Annotated in this window: 12 protein-coding genes and 1 riboswitch; of the genes, 4 read left to right on the top strand and 8 right to left on the bottom strand. The window is 69.2% G+C overall.

Translation table 11 applies throughout. The features are described 5' to 3' along the window. Positions 1 to 6 precede the first annotated feature (6 nt). Both GPA04_RS16450 and GPA04_RS16445 read left to right on the top strand, forming a co-directional pair. Positions 7 to 3,189 carry an FG-GAP-like repeat-containing protein gene (locus GPA04_RS16450; protein WP_156225300.1) on the top strand — a complete coding sequence of 1,061 codons (3,183 nt, stop codon included), beginning with the start codon at positions 7 to 9 and terminating at the stop codon, positions 3,187 to 3,189. Position 3,190: 1 nt separating this feature from the next. Further along, positions 3,191 to 4,321: a glycosyltransferase gene (locus tag GPA04_RS16445; protein ID WP_241680863.1), complete on the top strand. Its 1,131-nt coding sequence runs from the start codon at positions 3,191 to 3,193 to the stop codon at positions 4,319 to 4,321. A gap of 4 nt (positions 4,322 to 4,325) precedes the next feature. On the opposite strand, the gene GPA04_RS16440 is transcribed toward GPA04_RS16445, so the two are convergent. The 7 genes from GPA04_RS16440 to GPA04_RS21045 form a co-directional block, all read right to left on the bottom strand. Continuing rightward, on the bottom strand, positions 4,326 to 4,655 hold the full coding sequence (locus GPA04_RS16440) for a DMT family transporter (RefSeq protein WP_156225299.1): 330 nt from the start codon (positions 4,653 to 4,655) through the stop codon (positions 4,326 to 4,328). 29 nt (positions 4,656 to 4,684) lie between these two features. Then, positions 4,685 to 4,752, bottom strand: a riboswitch (guanidine-III (ykkC-III) riboswitch). Positions 4,753 to 4,808: 56 nt separating this feature from the next. After that, a complete protein-coding gene (locus GPA04_RS16435) occupies positions 4,809 to 5,951 on the bottom strand; it encodes a glycosyltransferase family protein (RefSeq protein ID WP_156225298.1) in 1,143 nt (380 codons plus the stop codon). After that, entirely contained in the window at positions 5,948 to 7,321 is a 1,374-nt protein-coding gene (locus GPA04_RS16430) for a glycosyltransferase (protein WP_156225297.1), read from the bottom strand. Before GPA04_RS16430 ends, GPA04_RS16435 begins: the two co-directional genes overlap by 4 nt. After that, positions 7,314 to 9,098 carry an ABC transporter ATP-binding protein gene (locus GPA04_RS16425; RefSeq protein WP_241680862.1) on the bottom strand — a complete coding sequence of 595 codons (1,785 nt, stop codon included), beginning with the start codon at positions 9,096 to 9,098 and terminating at the stop codon, positions 7,314 to 7,316. Before GPA04_RS16425 ends, GPA04_RS16430 begins: the two co-directional genes overlap by 8 nt. A 95-nt stretch (positions 9,099 to 9,193) precedes the next feature. Next, the gene (locus GPA04_RS16420; protein ID WP_206674262.1) at positions 9,194 to 10,372 is read right to left on the bottom strand and encodes an FG-GAP repeat domain-containing protein; all 1,179 of its coding nucleotides are present in this window, start codon (positions 10,370 to 10,372) and stop codon (positions 9,194 to 9,196) included. 76 nt (positions 10,373 to 10,448) lie between these two features. Then, complete coding sequence (locus tag GPA04_RS16415) at positions 10,449 to 12,452, bottom strand: SpoIID/LytB domain-containing protein (protein ID WP_162458646.1); 2,004 nt, start codon at positions 12,450 to 12,452, stop codon at positions 10,449 to 10,451. A 13-nt stretch (positions 12,453 to 12,465) separates the two neighbouring features. After that, on the bottom strand, positions 12,466 to 12,876 hold the full coding sequence (locus tag GPA04_RS21045; protein WP_162458645.1) for a hypothetical protein: 411 nt from the start codon (positions 12,874 to 12,876) through the stop codon (positions 12,466 to 12,468). 169 nt (positions 12,877 to 13,045) lie between these two features. On the opposite strand from GPA04_RS21045, the gene GPA04_RS16410 reads away from it, so the two are divergent. Both GPA04_RS16410 and GPA04_RS16405 read left to right on the top strand, forming a co-directional pair. Then, on the top strand, positions 13,046 to 14,338 hold the full coding sequence (locus tag GPA04_RS16410; protein WP_156225293.1) for a glycosyltransferase: 1,293 nt from the start codon (positions 13,046 to 13,048) through the stop codon (positions 14,336 to 14,338). Further along, positions 14,338 to 17,130, top strand: coding sequence for a glycosyltransferase (locus GPA04_RS16405; RefSeq protein WP_156225292.1), 2,793 nt, complete (start codon positions 14,338 to 14,340; stop codon positions 17,128 to 17,130). Before GPA04_RS16410 ends, GPA04_RS16405 begins: the two co-directional genes overlap by 1 nt. 29 nt (positions 17,131 to 17,159) lie before the next feature. Here GPA04_RS16405 and GPA04_RS16400 read toward each other — a convergent pair whose 3' ends face one another. Then, positions 17,160 to 18,482 (bottom strand): glycosyltransferase, encoded by a 1,323-nt coding sequence (locus tag GPA04_RS16400; protein ID WP_162458643.1) that lies wholly within the window; start codon positions 18,480 to 18,482, stop codon positions 17,160 to 17,162. Positions 18,483 to 18,601: the final 119 nt, after the last annotated feature.

Here is an 18,601-nt window from a genome sequence, read left to right as displayed (position 1 = left end):
TCAACCATGCGCCGTTCGCTCCCCGCCGCCTCCATCGTCGCGCTCGTCGCGACGCTGCTCACTGCGACGCCCGCTGCCGCCGATGATCTGAGCCGTGCGGCGGTTCCCGTGCTGCGCGCGCCGGCGGAGGTCGATCCCGCGGAAGCGGTGGTCGCGCCGGTCTCTGACGACGCCCACCCGGTCACACCCGAGGTCGAGCTGGTCGGCTTCGGCGCCGAGCCCGCCGATGGCACTCCCGAGGCCGAGGCGCTCGCCGAGAGCGACGCCGTCGAGACCGAGTCGCCGGAGGCGGGGTCGACGGAAGGTGACTCAACCGAGACCGAGACGGAGACCCAGGCCGAGACCGAGCCGGAGCCGACCGACCCCACCGAGTCCGACGCGACGGAGCCTGCCGAGGTCGAGTCCGGCATGGTCGACGGCGCCCAGTCGAGCGCGGGGGCGGCCAGCCTGAGCGCTGCGAGCAGCGTGATGGCGGCCTCGGTGACCGACGAGCCCACCGAGGGCCTGACCTCGCAGGACGAGACGGTCGATCCGCCGTCGAACGAGGTCCCGACCGACGAGGCACCGACCGGCGAGCCGACCGACGAGCCGACCGACGAGCCGACCGCGGACGAGCCGTCCGCTTCACCGGCGACCGATGACGCGACCGACGCGCCCTCGGCCGGCGATCACGAGCACGACCACGAGGAGGGCCACGACCACGGGGAGGAGGGCCACGACCACGACGCCTCGGGTGAGGAGCTCGCGACACAGCTCTACGCGTCGTCCGAGACTCCCGAGCTGTCGGTGCTCGGCGTGACCTGGGACCTGGGCACGGCGCCGGACGACCTCGTCGTCGAGATGCGGACCCGCACCGCCGAGGAGTGGACGGACTGGGAGCCGCTGCACGTCGAGGCGACCGAGACCCGCGACGACGAGACCGAGATCGCCGAGGCGCGTGACGGCACGATGCCGACGGCCCTGATCGCCGTCGACGCCGTCGAGGTCCGGCTCGCGAGCGACACGGCGCTGCCCACCGCACCGAACCTGGCCGTCGTCGACCCGGGGGAGTCCACGGCGGACTCGGCCCAGGTGACGGCCGCGACGACCATGGCCGCGGCCGCCACGAGCCGGCCCACCATCTACTCGCGCGCGCAGTGGGGCGCCGACGAGCGCATGATGACGTGGACGCCGTCGCAGGGTCGGGTGCAGGGGATCGACATCCACCACACGGTCAACGCGAACGACTACACCCAGGCCCAGGTGCCGGCGCTGATGCGGTCGATCTACGCCTATCACGCCCAGGACTGGGGCCGTGGCTGGGGCGACATCGGCTACAACTTCATCGTCGACCGGTTCGGCCGGATCTGGGAGGGCCGCGCGGGCGGGGTCGACCAGGCGCCGACAGGCGCACACGCCACCGGTCTGAACTCGAACTTCTCGGGCATCTCGCTGCTGGGCAACTTCGACACGGCGGCCGTGCCGAGCGCCGCGTTCAACGCGGTCGGGCGGCTCGCTGCGTGGAAGCTCGCGATGCACGGGATCACGACCTCCGGTGGGACGGTGACCGTGGACGCGGGGACCTTCGCCAGGATCAACGGTCACCGCGACTCGAAGCAGACCACGTGTCCGGGGCGGTACATGTACAGCCGTCTCGGCGAGATGCGGACGCTGATCAACAACTACCTCGGCTCGTTCGGGGATCGTCAGCTCGATCGCGACCTCGACGGCGATGGTTTCGCCGACCTGGTCGTGACCCAGGGATCACGCGTGTCGCTCGCATCGACAGTCGACCGCGGGACCTGGACGGTCAAGACAACCGGCAGCGGATGGTCGAGCTGGCGAACGGTGAGCCCGGGAGACTTCGATGGCAACGGGACGTCTGACCTGATGCTGGTTGGCTCCGACGGTCGGCTCTGGTTCTATCCGGGCACCAGCTCCGGCACCTTCGGTGCGCGGCAGCAGGTCGGAGTCGGCTGGCAGATCTTCACCTTCGTGTTAGGTGCCGCAGACTGGGACTCCGACGGAAATCCTGACCTCATCGCCAAGCGTCCCGACGGGTCGCTGTGGCTCTATCGAGGGAATGGCCGGGGCGGGTTCAAGGGCTCGATCAAGATCGGGGTCGGCTGGAACGCCATGTCGGGCCTCAGCGTCTCCGACGACTTCGTCAACGGTCGCCCCGCGCTCCTGACCCAGGACAAGGCGGGCAACCTGTATGCCTACCCGGCCGACGGGGCAGGGCGTTTCACGTCGCGGGTCCTCACGAGCCGAACCTGGTCGTCGACGCAGCAGACCGTCGGCGTCCCCGACGCAACCGGTGACAAAGTCGGCGATCTCGTCTCGGTCGACGCCGCCGGCCGGCTCTGGCTCTACCCAGGGAACGGACGTGGCGGTCTGGAGACACTGAAGCGCGTCCCGTTCGGCACGGGTTGGGGAAGCATGCGCGTGCTGGCTCTCGGGGGGCGAGGAGGCGAGGATCTGGCACTTGCAGCGGTGCGCGGCGATGCCCGGCTGCTCCGCTACGGCTACACGCACACCAGAACCGCCTATGTCAGCCTGGCAGACACCGGCCTTCGCGTCGGTGCCGGGGCTCGAGTGGTGGCGCCAGGGGACTGGACCGGAGATGGCCGAGCGGATCTGATGGTCATCACGTCAGGCGGCGCGCTGCTGCTCCACCGAGGCACCGGCGCCGGCAAGTTCGCAGTCACCGGCTCGCAGATCGGGGTCGGCTGGGGAGGGATGGTCACGGTCGTGGGCGCCGGCAACTGGCGGGGTGACGGTCGACCAGGTCTGGTAGCGCACGAACGGTCCTCGGGCAGGCTGTTGCTCTATCCCGGAAATGGAGCCGGTGGCTTCCTCCCGCGCGTCGTCGTCTCGACGGGCGCCACAGGGATGAACTATCTCGTCAACGCGGGCAGATGGGACTCGGGCGGCGCGCCCGACCTGTTCATGCGCGGTGCCGACAGCGGGAAGCTCTTCTTCTACAACGGGAACGGTCCGGGCCTGGCATTGCCCCCTGTCGCCTTGGGGCCGGGGTGGGCGACGATGCGCGGTGTCGTGGGCGTCAACGACGTCACGGGCGACGGCGCCGCTGACATGGTGGCGGTGACGGCGGCGGGAGCCGTGCTGATCTATCCAGGAAACCGGTACGGCGGATTCCTCACACCGATCCCAGGGGGCACATTGCCCACCTCTGTCATCGTGAGCTGACGTGCGCAGCGCGGTCGCCAGCCGGATCTATGCACCCGAGATGGCGGCGGCAGCCTTCCGGCTGGAGCGCCTGACCGCCTCGCTCGCCGAGCGCGGTGAGGTTGAGGTGCTCACGGTCAAGACGCCGGGACAGCACCGGCCGCCCGCGAGAGTGCGGGTCCGGCGCTGGCCGGTGCTGCGGGACGGGTCCGGTTACGTGCGGGGCTACCTGCCCTACCTGAGCTTCGACATCCCCCTCCTGCTCCGGCTGCTGGCGCTACGGCGTCCCGACGTCATCGTGGTCGAGCCACCGCCGACCACCGGTGTGGTGGTGCGGCTGATCGCCACCCTGCGGCGGGTGCCCTATGCCTGGTACGCCGCGGACGTGTGGTCCGACGCGACCGCCTCCACAAGCGCTCCGCGGATCGTCGCGACGGTCGTGCGCGCCATGGAGTCCTGGGTCCTCAGGGGCGCAGCGGTCTCGCTGGCGGTCTCGGACGAGGTCGCCGACCGGGTCCGCGAGCTGGGCGCGCGACGGGTGGTCACCGTGGGCAACGGCATCGACACCACGATCTTCCGGCCGGACGGCGCTCGCAGGTCTACACCGCGCACGCTCGTCTACGCCGGCACCGCCTCGGAGTGGCAGGGCGCCGACGTCTTCGCGCGAGCGATGCCGCAGGTGCTTGCAGCGGTCCCGGACGCCCGGCTGGTCTACCTCGGGCAGGGGAGCGCGTGGCCCACCATCAGCCGGGTGGCAGCCTCGCTGCCCGACGGCGTCGTCACCATGCACGGCAGCCTGCCGGCCGTGGAGAGCGCCGCGTGGCTGCGTGGTGCGAGCGCAGCCGTCGTGAGCATCGTGCCCGGGCATGGCTACGACTTCGCGATGCCCACCAAGCTGTTCGCCGCGCTCGGCACCGGCACGCCGGTCATCTACGCGGGCGTCGGCGCGGCCGCCGACCTGGTCCGAGAGAACGCGCTGGGCTGGGCTGTGAACCATGACTTGACCGCGGTCGCGACGGCGATGATCGAGGCGCTCCAGGCGCCCGACGACGAGCACGAGCGCCGTCGCCGGGCTACCTGGGTGCTCGAGCACCGCTCGCTGTCGGCCGCGGCCGAACGCGCCGCGGAGGCGGTCACCGAGGTGGCTCGCTGAGACGTCAGTGAGGCGTCGACGTCAGCTTGAGCCCGACGATCCCACCGACGATCGCGACCAGGCACACGATGCGTGCGATCGAGATCGTCTCGTCCAGGGCGACGATGCCGTAGACAGCGGTCCCGACCACCCCGATCCCGACCCAGATCGCGTAGCCCGTCCCCAGCGGGATGGACTTCAACGCATACCCGAGTCCGACCATGCTCGCGATGAGCGCGACCCCGAAGACGACCGTGGGCCAGAGCTTCGTGAACCCCTCGGAGCGGGTGAGTGCACCGGCCCAGAGGCTCTCGAGCACACCGGAGATCACCAGAACGATCCATGCGACAGCCATCAGTCGCCCCTTCCATGCCTGACTAGGCGATCACGCCGTCGTCATGTCCGGGTACGGCGCGCCTCGTCCGGGGAACCGCCGAGCCTCCGGCGTCCGGGAGCCACGGTACCCATCCCGACGGCGGAGGTCACGTGATGGCGACCGACGTCACCATCAGCCCGCGGAGCTGGGCCGGCGCGTGAGGAGCAGGCGCTCCACCGCGTCCGCCCAGACGGTGACCTGCCTCTCGGCGCAGAGCACCCGCGCGGCGGTATCGCTCGCGTCCTTCAGGCTGCTGATCTGCTCGGGATCGAGCGCATCGATCGCTGCGGCGAACGTCTCAGCGGTGAAGTCGGGGGTGACGACGCCCAGCCCGTGCTCGCGGACGAGGGCCGCCATGTCGGGGCTCGGGCCGATCACCACCCCGAGGCGCGCCTGCACGAAGTCGAAGAACTTGTTGGGCAACGCGTGGCGGAAGTTGAACGAGATCGGCGGCAGCACGTAGACGCCCAGGTCGTAGCGGTTCAGCGTTCTCACGATCTCGTCGGTGGGGACGGGGTCGTGGATCCGCACCCGGTCGCTGTCGGCGTACCGCTCACGCAGCGCGGGAACGTACCCGTTGCCCTGGTCGATGAGGTAGAGGTCGAGCGTGGCCGGGGTGCGGAGCAGGTCCATGGCCTCGAGCATCGTCTCCAGCCGCTCGGGCACCCCGTTGCCCGCGTGCACGAGCCGGACCGGGTCACGCACCGGGGTCGGTGCGAGATCGGTCAGCGGCGGTGCGTTCATCACCAGCTGGGCGTCGATCCCGAACTCGCGCCAGTACTCGGAGGCCAGCCCGGGGGAGACGGTGGTCACCGAGTCGGCACGCCTGACCCAGGTGCGCACGATCCACCTCAGGAACGGCGCCACCACGACCCGCCAGCTCAACCGTTCCTCGAGCTGCCGCGAGGAGTACTCGTGGAGGTCGGCGTGCACGCCGTGCCGTGGCTGCAGCCCGATCGCGAGCGGGACGGTATCGACGTCGTTGGCGATGACGACGTCGTGCTCGCCCACGGGGAGCCGCGCGCGCAGGTGGCGCGTGATGGGCATGGTGTCGTAGAGCCGCTGGTAGGAACGCAGCGCCAGCAGCCGCCGGTCCTTGTGCCAGTAGATGATCTCGTCCGGGACGCGGATGTGCTCGACGACGCCCTCGGGTGCCTCGCCGTAGCCGACGGTCGTCACGTCGTGGAGCGGGGCCAGCAGCCGGATCTGCCGCAGCACGCGCGCATCGCGACGCAGCGGCGAGTAGCTGATGATCATCACCCGAGCCCGTGTCATCGATCGCCCTCCAGGACGCGACGGTACAGACCCACGAGCGCAGCGGACTCGTTCTCCCAGTCGAGGTCGTCGGCTGCCGCTCGGGATGCGGTCCGGTACTGCTCACCCTCGGACACCACACGCAGGATCGCCTCGGCGAGCTGGTCGGGTCGCTCCGGACCGAAGACCTCACCCACGCCGTAGTGCCGCACGACGGCGGCCGTGTCGGGCAGGTCCGCAGCGACCACCGGCAGCCCCGCGTGGATCGACTCGAAGAGCTTGTTCGGCAACGAGTAGCGGTAGGACAGGCAGATCGGTCGCACGAACACGACGGACACGTCGGCGTCGGCCAGTGCCTCGGGCACCTCCGCGCTGGGCACGGTCCCGACGGCGTGCACGCGTTCGGCCACGCCGGCCTCCCGCGCCCTGCGCAGGAGGCCGTCCAGGTAGGCGGGGGCGATCGGGCCCAGCATGACGAGATGAGCGTGTCCAGGCAGCTCGGCCAGGGCGTCGACCGTCTCCTCGAGCCCCCGTCCGGTGGTCACGCCGCCGCAGTAGGCGATCACCAGGGTGTCCTTCGGCAAGGCGGCGAGCTCACGGAGCCGGCCGTTCTGGGGTGCGGGCACGGGTCCGCGCCGGTGCGGGATGTTGCGCACCAGGGTCGGCGGCTGCGCCAGGCGGTAGCGCCGTCGGAGCCACTCGACGATCGAGGGCGAGACCGTGATCACGCCGCTGCTGGCGCGCACACCGAGGCGCTCGATCATCGCTTCCATCGCCGGTGCCAGCAGCCGGTCCTGCCGCACGTTCCGATGGCGCCAGAGCTCGTGGGAGTCGTACACGACCCGGGACCCGACCAGCGCGCGCAGCATCACGGCGGGCGCCAGCGTGTTGCCGTCGTTGGCGTGCACCGCGTCGGGCTTCCATCCGGTCAGGTGGCGCACCGCCCCCAACCAGTACCAGCTCAACCGCAGCGCCTGGTAGAGCCGCATCCAGGCGTCGGCGAGGAGCGCCTTCGGGGTGGGCCGTGGCCGGGGCGGTGGCTCCGTCGGAACCGCTGCGTCCGCCGGGGCAGCGGGCGGGACCGCTGCTGCATCCCGGTGCGCAGCCGCCGCGCCCCGGAACCGCCGCACCGCGGCCGCGAGCCACGGCAGCAGCCGGACGAGGTCGAGGTCGGAGACGCGGTAGACATCGAGGCCGCTGCCGCCGTTGCTCGCGCGTGCGGTGCCCGCGGGATGCCCGGGGCGGGCGGCCGAGACGATCCGCACCTCGGCGCCGGCGTCGCGCAGGCTCGCCGCCGTCTTGAGGACGCGGGAGTCGGTCGCCTCCTCCTTGTTCAGGAGCAGGGCGATGCGCGGGGCGCGTCCGAGCACGCGCGGCAGCCGCTCAGCCATCGGGCTCGCTCGCGAGGCCGGCGAGCGCGGCCTGCTCGGCGAAGTCGGGCACTGCGGCCACCACCTCGGCGAACGTCCCGCTGGCCACCAGCCGGCCGTCCCGCAGGAAGCACACCTGCTCGCTGTGCCGGATCGTGGCCAGACGGTGAGCGACGACGATCACGCTGATCTCGCCGGCGAGCTCGCGGATCGCGGCCGTGACCGCGGCCTCGGTGCTGGTGTCGAGTGCGGAGGTGGCCTCGTCCATGACGAGCACCAGGGGGTCGGTGTACAGCGCGCGTGCCACACCCAGACGCTGCCGTTGCCCACCGGAGAGCGCGAGACCGCGGTCGCCCACGGGGGCGTGGATGCCCTCCGGGCGCGACTCGACCACGTCGAGCAGCTGAGCGCGGGCGAGCGCCCTGCGGACGCGGCCCTCGTCGATGTTCTCGTCCGACCAGGTCAGGGCGACGTTGTGAGCGACCGAGGCGTCGAACAGCGCGACCTCCTGCGGCACGTAGCCCACGCGCGAGCGCCAGTCGGCGAGCACGCGCGAGAGCGGCTGGTCGCCGATGAGGATCTCTCCCGAGCTCGGCTCGAGCAGCCCGAGCGTGAGGTCGACGAGCGTCGTCTTGCCCGAGCCGGATGCCCCGACCAGGGCGAGCGTCTGACCGAAGGGCAGCTCGAGGTCGACGTCCTCGACGGCGGGCGAGCCGGCACCCGGGTAGGAGAAGGTGACGTTGCGGAGCCGGAGCGTGCGGCTGGTCTCCGCCAGCGGCTCGCTGGGAACCCGCGATGGCTCGGTGTAGCTGCGGCTGCGAGCGATCTCCGCCAGCACCTGATCGGCGAACGGCATGTTCGCCCCGGTCTGGGCGAGGATCGTCTGGAACCGGGTCAGCGAGGGCACGATGCGGAACCCGGCCACCCCGAACAGGGCGACGGCGGCCAGTGCTCCTGCGACGCCGTCGTCGGGATGGGTCAGGTACCCGATCGCCGCACCGATGCCCAGGCCGCCGATGAGGGCGGCCTCGAGGACGTAGCGGGGGATCGCGCCGAGGAAGCTCTGATCGGCACGAGCGCGAGATGAGCGCGAACGGATGCTCAGGACGAGCTCGGCCAGCTCGTCCGAACGGCCGCGCAGGGTGATCTCCTTCAGCGCGTGCACCATCTCGCTCATCAGCCGCACGGCGCGCGCGGAGTAGGTGCGGTTGTCCTGGCCGGCGCGCACGGCGCGGCGCAGCACCCAGAAGTACAGGCCGGCAGCCACCGCCGCGAAGTAGAGCACGGTGGCGGTGGCGAGCATCGGCTCGGCGACAACCAGGACGCCGAGCACGGCCACGAACGTGACGACCTCACCGGCGAGCTGGCAGAACGGGATCAGCACCCCCGAGACGGTGGCACCGACCCCGACGTCGGTGGAGCGGACGATGTCGCTCGCGTTGCGAGAGAGGCGTTCGGTCCACGGCGCCTTGAAGGTGCCGGCGAGCAGCTGTGCCCCGAGGACCTGCTCGAACTGGGCGAAGCGCGACGTGGCCCACCGCTGCAGCACGATCGCGAGGGCGCTCTTGGCGATGATCAGGCCGCCGACGGCGAGCAGCACGTTGCGGAACTGGGTCGGCTCGCTGATCTCACCGAGCACCGGCAACGTGGCCGTGGCCCCGGTGAGCATCGGCGCCAGGATCAGGGCGAGCAGACCGATCGCCGCGACGTCGAGGATCGCGAGCGCGCTCTGCAGCACCGCGAAGGTGATGACGAAGCGGCTCGTGCCTGCCGGCAGCGTCGCCAGCAAGCGGCGCACCGTACGCCACAACGCGAGCAATGAGTCTCCTAGGGCCGGCTCACGAGCACCTGGCCCGCATCGGCAAGCCTAGTTGGCATGGGGCCCGGCTCGGTCTAGCCAAGCCAGGTCCACGTCCCGCAACCCTCGCTGAAGAACCCGACATCGCTCGGGAGCACCTCAACGTAGGCGGTGTTGTCCGTAAAGTCATTGTCGAGGATCTCCGACCCATCACCGCTAAAGCCGGAGAGACGCTCCCAATAGCAGCCGTCGCTCGAGTCGGAGTTGACCCAGAGTCCCGGAGACACATCGGTGCTTACCAAGTAAGCGCCTCCGGGAAGCGTGGCAGTGGTGCGTCGCCCGAGAATGTTCATCCTGCTCGTCCACGTACCGCAGCCGTCACTTTCGAAAGCCGCATCTCCCGCCTCGATCGTGACGATCTGACCAACCGTCGTAAATGCGTTTGCATTGATGCCGCCTGAGAAGTCGGCGCTCCGCTCCCAGTAGCAGTAGTCGGGAAACACTTGGCTAGTAGTGCGGTATGTACCCGGAGGGAGCGAGCTGCCGATCCGCCAGTTGCCGTCACCGAAGGTCACTGGCCGGGCGGGCTGTCCGAAGTCGAGGTCGATCGCGACGATCACGTCCCAGTCACGAGTGTAGTTGTTGCCGCCGCGGATCTTGGTTCCGGTGCCGCCGGTGCTGGTGACGTCGAAGAAGGCGTAGAGGCCGTCGGTGCGGTAGAAGAGCAGCTCCTCACGGTTGTCGCCATCGAGATCGATACCGGCGATAGAGCTCCAGCCGCGGGTGTAGTTGTTGCCGCCGCGGACCTTGGTTCCGGTGCCGCCGGTGCTGGTGACGTCGAAGAAGGCGTAGAGGCCGTCGGCTCGGTAGAAGAGGAGCTCGTCGCGGCGGTCGCCATCGAGGTCGATGGCCACGATGGAGTCCCAGCCGCGGGTGTAGTTGTTGCCACCACGGATCTTGCTACCCAGACTGCCGTCCGAGCGGATATCAAAAAAGGCGTACAGGCCGTCCGTGCGGTAGAAGAGAACCTCGTCCTGGCCATCGCCATCGAGATCCAGCGCGGTGATGACGTCCCAGTTCCGCGTGTAGTTGGAGCCGCCGAGAAACGCGCTGCCCAGCAACCCCGAGCTCGTCGGGTCGTGGTATCGAAAAAGCCCGTCGGTGCGGTAGAAGAGCAGCTCGTCATTGTCGTCCGAGGCACTGGCGGGAGCGCCAGGGGCAAACATGACTGCGGCTAGGGCGACAGCTACGAGGATGCGGAGGAACCTAGCCACAGCGAGCCCTTTCTCGGATGGTGCAGCGCAGCGTACCGGACAACTCGTTCAGCGCACTCCACGCGCGAGATGACGGTCAGGTGATCAGCGAGAAGCTCGACCAACCGACACCGATCTGCTGCCTGGGCCGGAAAGCGCCGGTGCCGTTGCCGGCATAGAGCCACAGGCGTCCTGTGCCGTCGGTGGCCAAGAGGTCGAGGACGCCGTCACCGTTCCAGTCTGACCCGCCGACCAAGGAGGACATGCCCGACCAGCCGTGCCCGAGCTGCTGGCGTGGCAGGAAGGACCCGGCTCCGGAGCCGGGGTAGAGCCAGAGTCGTCCGCCCTGGTCGACCGCCATCACGTCAGGGCCGCCGTCACCGTTCCAGTCCCCAGCGAACAGGACGTGGGACATGGTGTTCCAGCCCACGCCGATGCGGCCCGCAGAGCGCAAGGTGCCGTTGCTGCCGAGCACGTAGTAGTACAACGCGCCTGTCGATGCGTGGCGCGCGATCACTCCGTTGGTTCCGGGCCCGTCCCAGCCAAGCCCGCTGAGCAGCGCGTCCATGGTCTGCCATCCCGCAGACCCGATCACCGAGGGGGAGGCGAACCTCCCCGTGCCGTTTGATGGATACCGCAAGAGGCGCCCGGATCTGGCGTCGACGGCGACCAGTTCCGTGCTCGACCTCCCGCCGAGCCCTGTGGTGATCGTCCGGGCGCCCATCTGCTGCCAACCGGGGCCGATCAGCGTCCGGGGGAGGAAGGTGGCATCGCCTCTCCCCATCCAGCGGTACAGATGACCGGAGGCCGTGGTAGCCAACAGGTCAGCGGTCCCGTTCGCGTCGAGGTCGCGGGGGAGCGAAGGAAGCTGGTTGATCGTCACGGCGAACAGGGTCGAACGGAGACCGAACGCGCTGCGGAAGGCGGCACCGCTCACGCTCACCGATCCACCGGTGCCGGAGACGACGACGGTCTGCGCGCGGCCGCCGTAGCTTCCACGACCATCTCTGGCCACACTCAGGGTGCGGAAGCTACCGATGGCGGGGTAGGCCGACTCGAGTCGCGAGCTCGTCAGCTCAACGGTCCACGTCGGGTACGTGTCGTAGGGGTCGGTAGCCGCCACCAGGTAGGGCCGTGACCCGGCGACCGAGTGGCCCCCGTTGCTCGCGGAGAACTGCGTGAAGGCCGGGCCGGCGGAGTCGCGGACGTAGCGGCCGGCCGTCGCCGCGACGGCCGTCCGGGTCGAGGCCGTGGGCCATGTGCGCACCAGCGCGCCCGCTGCGGAGTAGTCCGCCTCGCCGTTGAACACCTGGCACTGCACGCTGTCGCAGGTGTCGTACGTTGCGCCTGCCGACTTCGATCGCTGGTCGAAGAGGGCATAGGACCGTGCTGCGACCGCCTGCGCGGCGAGGGCCTGCGCATGCCACGACGTCGGCATCTCGGAGGCCACCACCGACGGCAGGTACGACGCGTAGGTCGTCACGACGACGGTGCGTTGAGAAGTGCCCAGCACCGCCCGCACGGCACCCCGGTACTCCCGAAACCTGCTGCCCAGCTGGAGCTGGATGGTGCCGTCGGCGGCCGCCAGATCCGCGCTCGCGGCACCGGACAACAGGTTGCTGATCGCGGGTGTCCCATGGGCACGCCATGTGGTGCCCACCAGGCCCTCCAGGACCAGTGTCCCGGCGACGGTGCGTAGACGCCACTGCGTCGGGGCGCCGCCCGACAACGACCCAGGCAGTGCGGCCGTGCCGCGCGCGGTCGTCACCGTCATGGCGGTCTCCGCGCGAACGCTCGCCTGGCCGTCCGTGTCGCTCGTGACCAGGACGCGAACGGCCTGCGAGTCGTTCCCCGTCGCCAGAGACGTCCCCGGGTAGTACGCAGCGAGGATCTGGGCGTATCCGTGCCCGGCCTGCGCGCGGCCCAGCGCGCCATACTGACTCATCCCGATTCCGTGGCCGTAGCCACGTCCCGTCAGCGAGATCTGCGCGGCGGCGGCCGCCGGGGGTGGCTGGGCGACGATGAGCGCGCCCGCCACCATGAGCACGGCGATGGTCGCTGCGAGGGCGCGTCGCCCGGGCGGGCGCACCGACGCGATCACCTCTGACCAACCTCTAGGCAGCACCTGCATGCGCGTCGAACTCACCTCGCGCGGTTGCCGCGGACGTCGAGACGATTCGGGTCGGTAGTTGTCGCGCAAGACGCCAACCCGTGTAGATGGCGGTCTCGTCGAGAGCCACGATGACATCCGCCTGATCCACCGCCTTCTTGGCGGTGGGATCGTCCCGATACCGCATCCAGAGCTTCCAGCTCTCGGACGCGAGTGCTCGGGGTTGCTGGTCCGTGAGGTGATCTCGGCCCGGTCCAGCGAGCACGATGGTCGCCGGCGCGGGGGACACGCTCTTCGCCGCCCATGACTTGGGCGCGATGATCGTGACCGTGAATCGTGGGTCGGCGAAGTGGCTGCACGCGGTCGTCAACGCATCGTCGTCGACCGTGCCGCTGATGATCACGACACGTGGCACGTGGGCACTCCCTAGTCTGGTGAAGATCGTTCTGCGCCTACAGTAATGGCATCGTTCGGCGGGGCTCGGGTGGAGAGGCTGCTGGACCTCGGTCGGTGTGCTCGTGGCGGAAGGATGTGTCTTGGACTCGGGGGATCGTGCTGAGGCACCCGCGCGACCACGGGTCGTCATGCTCGTCGGGAATCAGATCACCGTTGATACGCGGGTGCGCAAGACCGCCGTGTCGGTCGCACGTCTAGGACTCGACGTCACTCTCGTAGGCACTGCCCCGGCCGGCGTCCGGACGGTCGACACGATGGCCGGGGTCACCGTCATCCGGCTGCCGATGCAGTGGCGCCACAGAGACGAGGGGCGAGTCGAGCCGGCCGACCCTCCACAGCCTGACGTCGAGGCTGTTCTCTCCTGGCGGCAGACCGTGCCGGTAGCGCTCGACTATCTCGAGGCCTTCGTCGACGAGGTGGTCGCGCTCGAGCCGGACGTCATCCACGCTCATGACGTCCACATGATCGCGGTCGCAGCCGCAGCCGTTGAAGCGTGCCGCGAGCGTGGAAGCACTGACGTGAGGTGGATCTACGACGCCCACGAGTTCATCGCCGGCCTGTCGCTGTACGGCACGCGTGACGCCACCGAACGAGCCGGTTGGCTTGATCTCGAGCGCGAGATCGCCCCGCTGGCCGATGCCATCGTCACCGTGAGCCCGATCCTCGAGGACGAGCTCCGCAACCGATATCCGGACGTGTCGACCACGGTGGTGACGCTCAACGCTCCCTGGCAGGAGTCGGAGGCACCCACGGATCCGGCAGGCGGGGTCCGGTCAGCATGTGATCTGGACGACTCGGTTCCGCTACTCGTCTACAGCGGGGTGGTCACCCCCGCCAGGGGAGTCGAGACGATCATCGATGCCATGCCCTCGATGCCTGGTGTTCATGTCGCCGTGGTGTCGACCACCTACGCATCGCGGGTGACGTCATCGCTGGGAGAACGTGCGGCTGCGCTCCAGGTCGGTGACAGGGTGCACCTGCTGCCCCCGGTCGAGCCGGACCGCGTCATCTCCTACCTGGCGTCCGCCGACATCGGCCTCATCCCTCTCAAGCGGTTCCCTTCCCACGACGTCGCGCTCACGAACAAGCTGTTCGAGTACATCCATGCAGGTTTGCCCGTGGTCGTCAGCGACTGTCCCGCACAGCAGCAGTTCGTCCGTGAGCACGACATCGGCGCGGTGCACCTCACCGAGGATCCGACCGACGTGGCTCTGGCCGTGGGTGAGGTGATCCGTCGACTCCGCTATTACCGGGAGCGGATCGGGATCCTGCGCGACGAGGAGAGGTTCTCGTGGCAGGGTGCAGAGGCGAGCCTGCGTGACCTGTACGAGAGCATGCTGGGGATGCCGCTGGAGCAGCCCTCGCATGTCACCTACCCACAGCTGACGCTGCACCGTGTGTCGGCGCCGACGGAGAACTGATGACTGCCCAGCACCCAAACGACCTCACGCCCGGGCATGCGCTGTACGTGGCATGGGGCTTCCCGCCGGCCAAGAGCGGCGGAGTCTTCCGCATGATGGAAACGGCGAACGCTCTCGTCGAGCTCGGATGGCGCGTCACGGTGCTCGCCTGCGACATCGATGACCTTCGCCGTTACGCCGGCGTCGACATGACGACCTTGCAGGGCGTGAACCCGGCGATCGAGGTCGTCCGCGTCCCGTTCGAGCTCGGCGCCGCAGAAACGGATCTCCACAGGTGGGACGAGCTCCGGGCCGTAGACCCGGCAGCGTGGCGCAAGCAGTTCCAGGCGCGCCTGGCTGCTGCGTTCCCCAACAGCACCTACGGCTTGTGGGAACAACCTCTGTGGGACGCCGCGCAGGCCGTTCATGCTCAGCACCCGATCGATGTCACGCTGGCTTCTGGAGGCCCTTTCGTCACCTATTCGGTGGGTCGGCGGCTGCAGCGTGCGCACGGCGTGCCCTACATCCTCGACTACCGCGACTCCTGGTCGTTGCAGCAGTTCACCGATGAGCGCATCTTCGACCGTGGTTCTGCCGTCACCCGCGTCGAGGCAGACCTCGTGGCGCACGCGAGCGAGGTCTGGTTCGTCAATGACGCGATGAGGGTGTGGCACGAGGACGTCTACCCAGCGATAACCGGACGCACGAGGGTCGTCACCAACGGGTACGACCGAGAGGTTCTCGAGGGCCTGGCGGTTCCGATGCGACGGGACCAGGTTCGCTTCGCCTTCCTCGGAACCTGTACGCCGTCCGTGCCGCTCCGCGAGTGCCTCGACGGTTACACCACGGCACGGGGGAACGACCCGGCCATGGGTGACTCGGTGCTGGAGTTCCACGGTTACCTGGGCTTCTACCCCACGCCGGATCGACACCTGGCGGCGGAGATCGCCCGTGCATCCAGCTCCGGTGTCAGCTATCACGGGCCCGTGCCGAAGGCCGATGTCGGAGCGGTGTACGGGCGAGCTGACGCCCTCGTTCTCACCTTCGGCGGTTCGAAGTACATCACCTCTGGCAAGGTGTTCGAGTACATGGCCACGGGCCGGCCGATCGTCTCGGTACACGGACCTGAGAACGCCGTCCGGGACGTGCTGGCCGACTATCCGTTGTGGTTCGCCGCATCGAGTCTGGAGCCTGAGGACGTCGCGGACGCATTCGCACGCGCGGCTGCGGCGGTGCGCTCGGGCGTCGCGTCCGACCCGGCCGTGGTCGAGCGCGCTCTTGCACACGCCAGGAGGTACGAGCGACGCGGGGTTCTCAAGGAGGCCATGGCCGACCTGCCGTCCCTGGTGCACCGTGCCAAGGCGTTCGACCGGCTCTTGCCCTCAAGTCCTTCCGAGCGTCCGGCGATCAATGTCTACGAGATGCCCGTCCCGAGCACGCGAACGGTGCGCATGGCGGACACCCTGCGTGCGGCTGGTGTCGAGATGCGCTCGGTCCACAACGCCGACGAGGACGTCGTCCGTGCGCTGGGGTTCGTCAGCACGCCGTTCAGGAATCGCCGGTTCGCGTTGTTCTCGAAGATCAACGCGGCCGCCAAGACGCTCGCGCTCGCCGAGCCGGGGACCGTGGACGGACGCATGCGTGACGTGCACCGGGCAATGCTCGAGATCCCCGTCCCGGCGACGCGGCCCATCTGGAACGACACCAACATCCTCTCTCAGGACTGGTACGACGCGGCCCGGCTGATGGTGGAGAAGCCGACTCCCATCCTCTGGGCTGCAGATCTCGACGCCTTGCCGCCGGTGATCTGGGCCAAGCACGCACTGCCCGGAACGCGTGTCATCTTCGACGCGCACGAGCTCTTCAGCCTGGTGGACTATCTCGATCCGACCCAGGTCGAGGAGTGGGAGGAGATCGCGCGAACCTTCATCCCCGAGGTCGATCTGGTGATCACCGTCGGTGAGGGCATCGCAGACGAGCTCCGGCGGCGTTATGGGGCGAAGCGCGTCGAGGTCATCGAGAGCTTGGCGGTGCCGACCCGGTTCCCCGGCGAGGACGTTCGATCGAGCCTCGGCCTGGGTGCCGACGTTCCCCTGGCCATTCACATTGGGAACGTGTCGGCCAATCGGAACCCCTTGCTTGCCGTGGAGCTGCTCGTCTCGATGCCCGAGCTGCACTTCGCCTTCGTCGGCACCGTCCGCGGCAACTTGCATGACCTGCTCGATGAGGCCGCAGCCGACCGGGGAGTCCGCGATCGGCTCCATTTCACAGGCAATGTGGGCCGTGGCCAGCTCCAGCACTTCTTGACGACCGCTGACGTCGCGGCCATTCTCTACAGCCCGGACACGTCCGAGAATCTCCGACTAGCGATGCCGAACAAGCTGTTCGACGCCTTGTCGGCCGGGTTGCCAGGGGTCGCGACGGCGGGGACGGCAGCGGCGGAATACCTCGAACGGGAAGGGCTAGGTCAGGCGTTCGTCGACGGGGACGCGGAATCGCTCGCGAGCGCGATCCGTGCTGTTCTGGGCGACGAACGGATGCGGGGAAACGCAGCGAACAGCGCGGAGTCGGCGGTGTGGGCTGCCACGGAGCCGCGGCTGCTGGAGATGGTCGCGGCCGAGTACGCCGCAGCTCAGGTGCCGCCACTACGCGCTGCGCGTGGTCCGCGTCTTGCCAGCCCTGTGGTGACCGCCGGCACCAAGACAGCTCGGCGCAAGCCTCGCTACTCCTGGCGCAAGGAGCCGCGTCAACGTGCGAAGGCGGCTCTGGCATGGCGGCTACGCAAGCTGCTGCTGCGCCTCGAGCGAAAGTAGCCGCCCATCACGTGCGGCGCCACGGACCCTCAGTTGTCTGGCAGAGCATCTCGAAGGCGACGCAGCGCCGGGGCGAGCACCTGGTCGCGGCGAAAACGGTGGGCGACCAGCCGTCGCTCGGCGAGATCGGTCGCGTCGGTGTCGCGCCAGGCACGAACCGCATCCGCCAGCGCGTCCGCGATGTCGTCCGGCTCGGTCGAGACCGACTGGACCGCCCCTGGATATCCGGCCAGCACTGCGGTTGCTGCGCTGGTCGGTGAGAACACCGCCACGATCGGGCGACCCGTGGCGATGTACTCGTAAACCTTGCCGCTGGTGACGTAGCGCCCGTCTCCGAGCGCGAGCACCAGGATGTCGATCTCGTCGTAGAAGGATGAGACCGCGCGCTTGGGTACGGGTCCGCGGATCTCGATCCCGAGGGCAGCCGCGTGGTCCAGCGCCGACGTGACACGGGGGTCGGGTGCGGAGAAGTAGCCGGCGTGACCCGCCAGCACCAGCCGTGACCCGTCGGGCAGGGACCGTTGCGCCAGCTCCCAGCCCTGAGCAAGCTGTGCTATCGGAACCTTGGCGCTGATGGTCCCGAGATAGCCGAACGTGGGTGAGTGGTCGGGCGGCCTGGGGGGCGTGACGTGGCCGACGGCCTCGCCATCCCAGCCATTGGGCACCACATGCATCTTCGGGGCGGACTGGGGGTAGCGCTGCCGGTGCCAGTCGCGGATCGGCTCGTTCACGAACCACAGCTCTGTCGCATCGCTCACCATGCGCCGCTCCCAGCGGGCCTCCCGCGATCGGCTTGGCTTGACGGTCGCGCCGGAGAAGACGTCCAGCAGCCACGCGTCCCGGTGGTCGAGAACTGACGGGATCTTCGCGTGCTGGGCCAGTGTGTGCGCGGCGGCGAACGTGACGTTCGGGTTGGCCGTGGCCACGACGAGATCGACCGGGTCCTCAGCATGGATCGTCAACGCTGCCTGGGTCAGCGGTCGGCGCCAGTGGCCGTAGTTGGTCTCCGGGAAGGGAACGCGGCCCCAGAGCGCGATGGCCTTGCGTCGTACTCGTCGCAGGGTGTCCCGGAACGAGCCGTCACCGGTGACCGGGACCTCCCGCACGGGCCAGCGGAACGGGATGCGCCTCACCCGGACGGCAGGGTCCAGCAGCTCGAGCAGACCTTCGTCTGAGCCCGTATACCGTCGGAACACCTGCTCCTCGGCGGTCAGCACCGTCACCCGGAAGCCGGCACGCACGGCTTCGTTGGCCGTCGCCAGCGCCCGGTAGACACCGCCTCCGCGGCTGGGCGGGAATCCCCACACGATGTAGAGCAAGTGAGGACGCGGGGGATCCTCGGGCTTCGACATCCCCGATAGTCTAGGAGACCATCCCATCCTCTCCGTGGAGCATGCGCTTGCGCCAGGCCCTGTCTCGGATCTCGAGGGTGACGACGCCTCTTCGGGTGCGGGCCAGACTGCTCGCCCAT

It is taken from the genome of Pseudactinotalea suaedae, assembly GCF_009733815.1.
Taxonomy (GTDB): domain Bacteria; phylum Actinomycetota; class Actinomycetes; order Actinomycetales; family Beutenbergiaceae; genus Pseudactinotalea; species Pseudactinotalea suaedae.
This window is presented reverse-complemented; position numbering and strand designations above follow the sequence as displayed.